Genomic DNA, 7136 nt, shown 5'->3' with positions numbered 1-7136 from the left:
CGTTGGTCAAGTGGAGAATCCCCGTCCTTCAGGGCGGGGAGTGCGTCAAGTCGAGATACCCGGCCCAGGCGAGCCAGAAGCCGAAGCCGCCGACGAGGAGCAGCACGAGGGTGTTGGAAAGCGAATGCAGTACGGCGTCGAGCATGAGGAATCCTTCTTCGTACGACGGATTCCTCTACATTAGTTCTTCGGGCGCGGCGCCTTTCTGCGGGGAAACCCTCGAGAGGACGATTCTCAAGGCCCTCGGGCGAACTTCGGTGCAGGAATCTCCGCCGCGAAGACGGACGCGTCCGCCGCGGGGAGCGCGGCGGAGGAGCCTGGCCGCCGGCCGGGTGAGGGCGGTCGTGACGCTCCCGAGTCTCCCGGAGCGGGCTGCATGCGCGGCGCATCGGCCGGGAGGCCTGTTCGAGCCGCTCGGGCCGCACGGGCCGCGGCGCGGATCGCCGGGCGGTCGGGCTTCATCGTCGCCGTGAGCGGGAGCTTCGGGACCGCCACCACCGCCTTTGGGCATTCGTAGCGCCCGAGAAAGGTCCGGAGCTTCGTGAGGTCGATGGCTGCGGCCTCGTCCGGAGTCCCTTCGACAACGAGCACCACCTCCTCGCCGAGGAGCCGGTTCGGACGCGGGGCGACGGCGAAGGGCACCGAAAGGAGCGGCCGGAGCTTCTCCTCCACCACCTCCGTCTGCACCTTGATGCCGCCCGAGTTGATCACGTTGTCCAAACGCCCCGTCACGGTGAAGGCATGGTCGGCCGTGAAGCGCACGACGTCGTTCGTGACGAGCGTTTCCGCCGCCACGGCGGGCGCCGTGACGGCGAGCGTGCCCTTGGTGGAGATTGAGAGTTCGACCCCGGGAAGCGCCCGGAAGCCGGGATCGGCGTCAGGACCGTTGAGGAGCCGGAGCGCCACGTGGGAGAGCGTCTCCGTCATGCCGTAGGTCGCCCAGACGCGGCCGCGCGCGGCCTCAAGGTGCGCGCGCAGCGCTTCGTCCACCGCGCCGCCCCCGATCAGAATGTTGAAACGCCCTGTGGATCTCCATCCGCGGGGCGTTGTGCTGTTTCGGAGGCGCTCACAGCGGATGGAGGCAGGCGACAAAGCGCTCATCCCCTGGGTTTGAAGCCCCCACGGACTTGACGAAGCGGACGGGCGCCAACTGCGGCGTCGTCTTCGCGCACTCGGGCGTCGCGCGCGGGCAGCGCGGGTGGAAGGCGCAGCCCGAGGGGGGATTGAGCGGGCTCGGCACCTCGCCCTGCACGGGCGTGCGGGAGCACCCCGGGTCCTTCAGGTGCGGAATAGCGTCAAGGAGCATCCGCGAATACGGGTGCTTCGGGTCATGGAAGAGCGCATCGCGGGGCGCGAGCTCGACCAAGCGGCCCAAATACATCACGCCCACGCGGTCGCTCATGTGGTGCACGACGGCGAGGTTGTGTGAAATAAAGACGTAGGTGATCCCGAACTCGAGCTGCAGCTCCTTCATGAGGTTGAGGACCTGCGCCTGAACGGAGACGTCGAGAGCCGACGTCGGCTCGTCGCAGATCAGGAATTCGGGGCGCGCGGCCAAAGCGCGCGCGATCGAGATTCTCTGGCGCTGTCCGCCCGAGAATTGGTGGGGGTACTTTTCGAGCGCCGATTCGGGGAGCCGAACGAGTTCAGCCGCCTCGCGCACGCGCGCCTCGATCTCGGACTTTGCCCAGTCGGGGTGCAGGGTCGCCAAGGGTTCGGCGATCACGTCGGCGATCCGCATGCGTGGGTTGAGGCTCGCGTACGGGTCCTGGAAGATCATGTTGAGGCGTCCGGCGATCTCGCGCTCGAAGGTCGTGTGCTCGGCCCCGCCGCCCGCGGCGTCCTCAAAAAATCCGTCGAAGTTGATGCCGCCCGCGCTCGGCGCGTAGAGGCCCGCGAGGAGGCGCGCCAGGGTGGACTTGCCGCAGCCCGATTCACCGACCAACGCCAGGGTTTCGCCCCGGCGCACGCCGAAGGTGACGCCGTCGACCGCCCGCACGAAGCGGCGGGGGGTGCGGGTGAGCAAGCGCGTGAGCCAGGGAGCCGAAACGTCGAAGGTGCGCGAGAGCTCGTGCACCGACAGAATGTCGGGCGCCTCGGCGAGCCGGGCGCTCCGCTCCTCGATCGACTTCTCCAATCCGCGGCGCTTCGGGTGGAAGCGCACGATGGAGTCCGGCACCGCGCGGCCCGTGGGGGAGGCGAGCCAGCAGGCGGCGTCTGAGGTCCCCATGGGCATCAGGGGCGGGCGCTTCGTGCGGCACTCCTCGGTTGCGGCGCGGCAGCGCGGGTGGAAGGGGCACCCCTCGGGGCGCGCCGACGGGTCGGGCATGGAGCCTTCGATCTGCTCGAGCCAGAGCCCGGGCGCGTTGATGTCGGGAATCGCCCCCATCAGGCCCTTGGTGTAGGGGTGCTGCGGGCGCGAGAGCACGCTTTCGACGGGGCCCGTCTCCACCACCTCGCCCGAATAGAGGACGGCGACGCGGTCGGCGGTTTCGGCGATCACGCCCATGTCGTGGGTGATGAGGAGGACCGAGGTGCCGTGCTCGCGCGCGAGGCGCTTGAGGAGCGTGATGATCTGCGCCTGAATCGAGACGTCGAGCGCCGTCGTCGGTTCGTCGGCGATGATGAGCTTCGGGTCCGCGGCGAGCGCGAGTGCGATCACGACGCGCTGGCGCATGCCGCCCGAGAATTCGTGCGGGTACTGGTTGGCGCGCACTTCGGGCGAGGGGATGCCGGTTTCGGCAAGGAGCGCCACGGCGCGGCGGTGGGCGTTGGTCTTCGAGACCTCGGGCCGGTGCGCGCGGATCGTCTCGACGATCTGGTCGCCCACCTTCATCAGGGGGTCGAGCGACGTGAGCGGATCCTGGAAGATCGCGCCGATCGTGCGCCCGCGGATGCGGGTGCGCTCGGAATCGGTCAACTGGTCGATGCGGCGCCCTTCGAGGATCACCTCACCCGCAGAGATCCGCGCGCCCGGAGGCAGGAGCCCGAGGACGGCGGAGCCCGTCATGGACTTGCCCGCGCCCGACTCCCCCACCATGCCGAGGACTTCGCCCACGGCGATCGTGAAGTCCACGCCGTTCAGAATCGTGGACGTGCGCCCGCGCGAGGTGATCTCCACCGAGAGCCCGCGCACTTCAAGAATGTTCTCCGTCCGTTCGACGGGAGTGCAGGTTGTCTGCTGCATGTTTGTGGTCTCCGGGCCGGACTCAGGAATGAAGCGCCGGGTTGAAGGCGTCGCGCAGCCAGTCGCCGACGAGGTTCACCGACAGAATGAGCGCCACGAGACAGGCGCCGGGGAAGATCGTGATCCACCATTCGCCCGAGAAGAGGAAGTCGCTGCCGATGCGGATCAGGGTTCCGAGCGAAGGCGTCGTAGGCGGCACCCCGACGCCGAGGAAGGAGAGCGTCGCCTCGGTGAGGATTGCCGTCGCCACGTGAAGCGTTCCGAGCACGAAGACGGGCCCGAGGACGTTCGAGAGGATGTGGCGGCGCAGAATCACCGCCGGCCGCACGCCGATCACCCGCGCGGAGAGCACGTATTCGCGGCCGCGCTCGACGAGGGTCATGCCGCGCACGGTGCGCGCATAGGGGACCCACCCCGAGAGCGTGATCGCGCTGATGAGCACCGCATAGGGGAGGATCGGGTGTTCGCCCGCGGGGAGCGCCGCGCGCAGGATGCCGTCGATGAGGAGCGCGAGCAGAATCGCCGGGAAGGAGAGCATCACGTCGCAGATGCGCATCAGAAGGCTGTCCACCCAGCCGCCCGCGAAGCCCGCGACGAGGCCGAGGCTGACGCCGAGGAGGATGGAGAGCGCCACGGCGATCACGCTGATCACGAGCGAAAGGCGCATGCCGTAGAGCATCGCGCTCCAGAGATCGCGCCCCTGGTCGTCGGTGCCGAAGAGAAAGGCGGGGTCGCCCGCTTCGCTCCACGCCGGCGGAAGGTTCGCAAACGAGATGTCGATCGTCGCGAGGTCGAAGGGGTTTTGCGTCGAGAAGAAGGGGGCGCCTGCGGCGAGCACGATGAGCACGAGCCCCGTGAGGAGCGCGAGCTGCGCCGAAAGCGAGCCCTTCAGGGCCCACCAGGCGTCGCTCTTCGCGAGCCGCGCGAAGAATCCGGGCTTCACGGGCGCGGCGGAGGTTTTCTTGTCGGTCGTCATTTTTGTTCGATTCTCCACGCTTTCAGCGGCCGGGCGAGAGCTTGAGCCGCGGGTCGATCCCGGCGCAGATCAGGTCCACGCAGAGGTTGATCACGACGAAGAAGAGCGCCATCAGGCAGAGGTAGGCCGTGAGGACCGGAATGTCGGCGAACTGCACGGACTGCAGGAAGAGAAGCCCCATGCCGGGCCACTGGAAGACCGTCTCGGTGACGATCGAGAAGGCGATGAGACCGCCCAATTGGAGCCCCGTGATGGTGATCACCGGGAGGAGCGTGTTCTTGAGCGCGTGCCCCAAATAGACCGTGCGGGCGCAGAGCCCGCGGGCGCGGGCGAACTTGATGAAGTCCTCGCGGATCACTTCGAGCATCTCCGCGCGCACGAGCCTCATGATGAGGGCCGTTTGGAAGAGCCCGAGCGTGGCGGCAGGGAGAATCAGGTGCTTCCAGCCGTCGAGCGTAAGAAGCCCCGTGGTCCACCAACCGAGCGCAACCACTTCACCGCGCCCGAAGGACGGCAGCCAGTCGAGTTCGACGGAAAAGAGAAGGATCAGCAGAATGCCCACGAGAAAGGTCGGCAGCGACATCCCGAGCACCGAGGTGCCCATCAGGAGCTTCGAGGAGAAGCGCTCCGGGTGCACGGCCGCCCAGACGCCGGCGGGCAGCCCCAGTCCGAGCGCGATCACGAGCGCGGCGAATGCGAGCTCCATCGTTGCGGGAAGGCGCTCGGCGAAGAGCGACGCCACGGGCGCGGTCTGACGCAGCGAGAGCCCGAAGTCGCCTTCGAGCGCATGGGCGACGAAGCGGCCGAACTGCACCCAGGCGGGTTGGTCGAGACCGAGGGCGGCGGTGAGCCGCGCGCGGTCTTCGGGGGACGCGTCCATCGGGAGCATCTGCGCCACCGGGTCGCCGATGAACTGAAATAGCACGAAGGCGACGGCCGCCACCGTGAGGAGCACGACCATCGCCTCGCAGAGCCGGCGCAGGAGAAACTGAAGCATGTACTGTTCTTGAGGGGTCTTCTTCGAAGGGCGTCAAGGGCGGGCGTTCTCAGAGTTGGACGCGGCCTTTGACGCCGTTCAATGATTCTGCCTCAAGCGCACCGGGTTGAAGCGTCCTCCTGATAGCAGGTTTGCCGCAGTTGAATTCACCCGGCGCGGACGATCGTCACGCGCTCGATGCGGTTCTTCTCCACGGCGGTGACCGTGAAGCGCAGCCCCTTCACCTCGACCGACTCGCCCTCGACGGGAATCCGGCCGAATTTGAGAAGAAGCAGGCCCGCCAGGGTCGCTGCGTCCCCGGCTTCGCCGCGCAGTCCCGAAACGCCGGCCGCCTGTTCGACCTGGAGAAGTTCGGCCGAGCCGTCGGCGCTCCAGCCGCGCCCATCGGAGAGCGGCTCGATCATGCGGCGTTCGTTTCCGTCCGGAAAGTCGCCGGCGATCGCCTCGAGGACGTCGTGGGTGGTGACGAGCCCTTGGATCACGCCGAACTCGTCGGCGACGAGCACGAGAGAGCGAAGTCCCCGGCGCGCCCCGCGCATGAGGCCGATGACGTCCACCGTTTCGGGCACCACCACGACGGGGCGGCGGCGGGCCGCGGCAAGGGCGCGCTCGGGATCAAAGGGAACACCCGCGAAGTCCTTCGCCTTGATGATGCCGACCACGTGTTCGAGCGACCCTTCGCAGACCGGGTAGCAGCTGTGCGGCGCTCGGCGGATGAGCGCCTCGATCTCCTCGGGCGGGCGCCTGAGGTTGATCCAGACGATGGAGCTCCGCGGCGTCATGATGGACTTGACCGACCGGTCGCCAAGCGTGAGGACGCCTTCGACCATGCGGCGCTCCTCTTCGATGAAGGATTCCCCGGCGGTAGCGCCGGCGTTGGTCGCTTCGGCTTCAATCCGCTCGCCCGGGCGCCCCATGAGGCTCACGATCGCCGAGAGCGTGCGCTGCCGGAAGGGAAGCTTCTCGGACTGCCTGGCGGCGCTTTTCGCAGCGACCTGGTTGAAGAACTCGATCATGATCGAGAAGCCGATCGCCGCGTAGAGATAGCCCTTCGGGATGTGGAAGCCGAAGCCGTCGGCGACGAGCGAGAGGCCAATCATCAGGAGAAACGAGAGGCAGAGGACCACGACGGTCGGGTGGTCGGTGACGAACTGCGTGAGCGGCCGGCTTGCGAGCACCATCACGCCGATCGCCGCGACGACAGCGGTCATCATGACGTAGAGGTTCTCAACCATGCCGACGGCGGTGATGATGCTGTCGAGCGAAAAGACCGCGTCGAGGACGAGAATCTGCGCTATCACGACCCAGAAGCCCGTGGCGGCGCCTCTCTCCTGAGCATCGTGCGGCCGGGCTTCAAGTCGCTCGTGCAGTTCGCTCGTGGACTTGTAGAGGAGGAAGACGCCGCCCGCGATGAGGATGAGGTCCCTCAGAGAAAACGGGTGTTCGAATACCGTGAAGAGCGGTTCGGTGAGCCCCACGAGCCAGCTCATGATGGAGAGGAGCCCGAGGCGCATGAAAACCGCGAGGCCGAGGCCGGTGTAGAGCGCTCGGTCGCGCTCGGCCGTAGGAAGCTTCTTCGCAAGGATCGCGATGAAGACGAGGTTGTCGATGCCGAGGACGAGCTCGAGAACGATCAGGGTGATGAGGCCCACCCAGAGGGCCGGATCAAACAAAATTTCCATTGACGGTTCGCAGGAGGCGGCCACGCCGCGGCCGCTGCGGACTCCGGCGCGGTCCGCGGGAGCGGAGGGATTGGGGCGCCGGTTGTTTTGAACCTATCACAAATTGCGTGCTGATAGTGCGGCCGGAGCCCAGTTTCGGTGTTTGAAACCTGAAAACCTGAGAATATCGTAATCGTGTATTTCTCTCAGACTGGTCTGGGCGCAGCACTACGGTCATCTCGGGTTCTCCGATCCCTTCAAGTTGATCGGCCTCTATGCCGCCACCCTCGCCATAGCCCAGAAAACGGGGCTCTA

5 protein-coding genes are annotated in these 7136 nt (G+C 67.1%); all 5 read right to left on the bottom strand.

The window, feature by feature from the left end; translation table 11 throughout:
* Window positions 1-234: 234 nt before the first annotated feature.
* The 5 genes from ACT6Y9_RS07270 to ACT6Y9_RS07250 all read right to left on the bottom strand — a co-directional run bounded on the left by ACT6Y9_RS07270 (window position 235) and on the right by ACT6Y9_RS07250 (window position 6842).
* Entirely contained in the window at window positions 235-990 is a 756-nt protein-coding gene (locus tag ACT6Y9_RS07270; protein ID WP_443744041.1) for a hypothetical protein, read from the bottom strand.
* 76 nt (window positions 991-1066) lie between these two features.
* On the bottom strand, window positions 1067-3187 hold the full coding sequence (locus ACT6Y9_RS07265; RefSeq protein ID WP_443744040.1) for a dipeptide ABC transporter ATP-binding protein: 2121 nt from the start codon (window positions 3185-3187) through the stop codon (window positions 1067-1069).
* A gap of 22 nt (window positions 3188-3209) precedes the next feature.
* Complete coding sequence (locus tag ACT6Y9_RS07260; RefSeq protein WP_443744039.1) at window positions 3210-4163, bottom strand: ABC transporter permease; 954 nt, start codon at window positions 4161-4163, stop codon at window positions 3210-3212.
* A 22-nt stretch (window positions 4164-4185) separates the two neighbouring features.
* Window positions 4186-5160: an ABC transporter permease gene (locus tag ACT6Y9_RS07255; RefSeq protein WP_443744038.1), complete on the bottom strand. Its 975-nt coding sequence runs from the start codon at window positions 5158-5160 to the stop codon at window positions 4186-4188.
* A 146-nt stretch (window positions 5161-5306) separates the two neighbouring features.
* A complete protein-coding gene (locus ACT6Y9_RS07250; protein ID WP_443744037.1) occupies window positions 5307-6842 on the bottom strand; it encodes a TerC family protein in 1536 nt (511 codons plus the stop codon).
* Window positions 6843-7136: the final 294 nt, after the last annotated feature.

The sequence above is a fragment of the Sutterella sp. genome, assembly GCF_052272535.1.
In the GTDB taxonomy this organism is placed as follows: Bacteria; Pseudomonadota; Gammaproteobacteria; order Burkholderiales; family Burkholderiaceae_F; genus Sutterella.
The sequence above is the reverse complement of the archived record's forward strand: the minus strand, read 5'-3'. Positions and strand labels throughout refer to the sequence as shown.

Excerpts from the sequence above, each read along its gene's own strand:
- ACT6Y9_RS07265 (WP_443744040.1), bottom strand. The coding sequence starts at position 3,187 with ATGCAGCAGACAACCTGCACTCCCGTCGAACGGACGGAGAACATTCTT.
- ACT6Y9_RS07260 (WP_443744039.1), bottom strand. The coding sequence starts at position 4,163 with ATGACGACCGACAAGAAAACCTCCGCCGCGCCCGTGAAGCCCGGATTC.
- ACT6Y9_RS07255 (WP_443744038.1), bottom strand. The coding sequence starts at position 5,160 with ATGCTTCAGTTTCTCCTGCGCCGGCTCTGCGAGGCGATGGTCGTGCTC.
- ACT6Y9_RS07250 (WP_443744037.1), bottom strand. The coding sequence starts at position 6,842 with ATGGAAATTTTGTTTGATCCGGCCCTCTGGGTGGGCCTCATCACCCTG.